Origin of the sequence: Cryobacterium sp. TMT1-19 (assembly GCF_004403055.1) — a bacterium.
GTDB lineage: Bacteria > Actinomycetota > Actinomycetes > Actinomycetales > Microbacteriaceae > Cryobacterium > Cryobacterium sandaracinum.
The window spans coordinates 1-2,340 of record NZ_SOHB01000045.1 but is presented as its reverse complement, the minus strand read 5'-3'; the positions used below and the strand labels follow the sequence as shown (position 1 = coordinate 2,340).

Genomic DNA, 2,340 nt, shown 5'->3' with positions numbered 1-2,340 from the left:
ACTCTCGGCTACTCAACACCCACCGAACGCCTCATCAAACTCACACTCGCCGCCTAAAATGAAACCGAGGACCCCGTCCGAAAAGACCGGGTCACCCCACCAGCCTGAGCGGCGTGTCGCGATTTTTTCCGAAGTTACGTTCGTCGTGGGTCGGGCTGGTCCGTGGGCCCGACGGTTGCGGCGGGCCGGCCCGCGACATCAGCACGCGCCCCGCGCGGGTGCTGCGCCGCTGCGCTCATGGCACGCCTGAGGCGGAGCGGCGCAGCACCCGCGCCGGCCCCGCCCGACCGATCAGAGGGGGTCGTCGCGGCGCGTGAGGAGGCGGCCGAAGCGGCGGGACTGCTCGCGCTGGGCATCCGTCACGACGCGCGCGATGGCGGCGAGCGTGGTCTCCCACTCGTAGAGCACCTGGTCCTGGGTGAGCCGGATCGACCGGCGTCCGAGGGCCTCGGTCTTGAGGTCGCGAATGCGGTCGGCGTGGAAACGGTCGGGGCCGTGCCATTTCTCGCCGTCGGTTTCGATGGCGACGCAGTCCTCGACGACGAGATCTTCGTCGCCGATGCCTGCCACCTTCACCTGCGCCACCACCGAGTAGCCCACATGCCGCAGCCGACGCCGCACGATCGTCTCCATGCCGGAGCCCGAGGTGAATTCCAGCTCCCGGATGCCTCCCGCCAGCCGGACCGGCGCCTGTGCGCACAGCTGGCGCACCTGGGCGATCGTGAGGAATCCCTCGTGCACCGCCGACTCGAGGCAGGCGATCGCGTTCTCCTCGTCGAGGCAGTGGATGGCCTGCCAAACCGCCTCCATCGGCGAGACCAGCCAGGATCGCTCGGTGGTTCCCGGGAACCGCGGCTGCGCCCAGTGGTAGCGGATCCGCTGCCCGCCCCGATCGAGCACGGGCCGAGTGCCGGTGGCGTGCCCGGGCAGCTGCAGGTGCAGCGAACGGTCGATTCCGGCCCAGACGTTGGCCCGGCGCAGGGCGCTGAGGCAGCTGATCCGGCCGTGGGCCGCGGCGGCATCGCGCTGGTCGCGGTCGGCGTGGGCGCAAAGGTAGATGCCCCGCGCGGCGCGCACGACGGTTCCGTGCGCAATGGCCGTGCGCAGTTGCGGGGGAGTGACGCCGAGCCGGAGCAGCTCGTCGGTCATGGCGGCGTGTCCGAGGGTGCAGATGAGGGTCGCTGCGCTGCGCATTCGTTCAGGATGCCCGCGGGCCCGGCCCGCTCCCGAGGGAGTGCCGGCCTGGGGAAAAGATCCTGCCCCGGCTGCCTGTGGGGGAGTGCCGTGTGGGTGCCCGCGGGCGCGTGGCGCGGGTGCCCCCGGGCGCGTGGCGNTGGGGGAGTGCCGTGTGGGTGCCCGCGGGCGCGTGGCGCGGGTGCCCCCGGGCGCGTGGCGCGGGTGCGGCTGTCGGCCGCCGGCTGTTCTTTGTTCTGCGCTGGGCCCCGCGGGTGACGCAAAGTCGGAGATTTTCGGGACACGCCGCATCCGTGGGCGTGGGCGGAGTGTTGCGAAATTTTCCGAGTTTAGAGTCGAGCCGGGTGGTGGGCGACGGATGCTTCGCTCGCCGGGTCCGCTCTCCTCCCGGCTGTTCTTTGTTCCTTGTTCTTTGTTCCTTGTTCTTTGTTCTGCGCTGGGCCCCGCGGGTGACGCAAAGTCGGAGATTTTCGGGACACGCCGCATCCGTGGGCGCCGTGGGCGGAGTGTTGCGAAATTTTCCGAGTTTAGAGTCGAGCCGGGAGCCGGGAGCCGGGAGCCGGGAGCCGGGCGGGCATCACGCGGCCGGCGACGGATGTCCGCGCTCGCCGCGCCCGATTCCGATCCCGCGACCTCCGCCTCCTGCGCGGGTAGTATTTTCCCGTGAGCACACTCCTGAACTTGATCTGGCTCGTGCTGAGCGGGTTCTGGCTGTTCCTGGGCTACCTCGCCGCAGGCATTCTGCTCTGCGTGCTGATCGTTACGATCCCGTGGGGCATCGCGTCGTTCCGCATCGCCGCCTACGCGCTCTGGCCGTTCGGCCGCACCGTCGTGGCCAAACCCACCAGTGGAGCGTTCTCGTTCATCGGCAACATGATCTGGGTGATCCTCGCGGGCTGGTGGCTGGCCCTGGCGCACATCGTCTCGGGAATCGCGCTCTGCCTCACCATCATCGGAATTCCCCTCGGCATCGCCGACTTCAAGATGGTGCCGGTCTCGCTCGCGCCCCTCGGCAAACAAATCGTGAGCAATCGCCCCGGCGCGTTCGACCAGGCCGTCGCCCGCCGCGCCTGAGCCCCGCCGCGCCTGAGCCCCGCCGCGCCTGAGCCCCGCCCGCCTGAGCCCGCCGCGCCTGAGCCCCGCGCC

2 protein-coding genes are annotated in these 2,340 nt (G+C 70.4%); one reads left to right on the top strand and one right to left on the bottom strand.

Annotated elements, in window-relative coordinates; all coding sequences use genetic code 11:
- Nucleotides 1–291: 291 nt before the first annotated feature.
- A complete protein-coding gene (locus E3T40_RS12125) occupies nucleotides 292–1,194 on the bottom strand; it encodes a type IV toxin-antitoxin system AbiEi family antitoxin domain-containing protein (protein WP_104169195.1) in 903 nt (300 codons plus the stop codon).
- Nucleotides 1,195–1,857: 663 nt separating this feature from the next.
- Between E3T40_RS12125 and E3T40_RS12120 the strand changes: the two genes are divergently transcribed.
- Nucleotides 1,858–2,268: a YccF domain-containing protein gene (locus E3T40_RS12120; RefSeq protein WP_104193616.1), complete on the top strand. Its 411-nt coding sequence runs from the start codon at nucleotides 1,858–1,860 to the stop codon at nucleotides 2,266–2,268.
- Nucleotides 2,269–2,340 lie beyond the last annotated feature (72 nt).